The organism is Gilvimarinus sp. 1_MG-2023, from assembly GCF_030548285.1.
In genome coordinates this window covers 1-250 of record NZ_JAUOSC010001410.1, presented here as the reverse complement: position 1 = coordinate 250, position 250 = coordinate 1, and the positions used below count along the sequence as shown (strand labels likewise).

General features: G+C 62.8%; 1 protein-coding gene. It reads left to right on the top strand.

The features are described from left to right. The coding region (locus Q4563_RS21480; protein ID WP_303605969.1) for a hypothetical protein at positions 1–250 on the top strand (250 nt) is incomplete at both ends.

Genomic DNA, 250 nt, shown 5'->3' with positions numbered 1-250 from the left:
CAGCGGATCACCCAGGCCGAACGCCTGCAGGCGGCCGAAGATCATCTGGCCAGCGCCCTGTCCGATATACAACGCTTGCAGCGCAGCGAACCGGCGGTGCAACTGCAGACCCCATACCGCTTGTTACAGGCGATACGCAGCGAAATCGAACAGCATCAGCAGGACTGTCGGCAAAAGCAGGCACAGCAACACCAGCTGGCCGCTGAGCTGGCCAGTGCAACGACCCGTTTGACCGGGCAGAGCCAGGCAC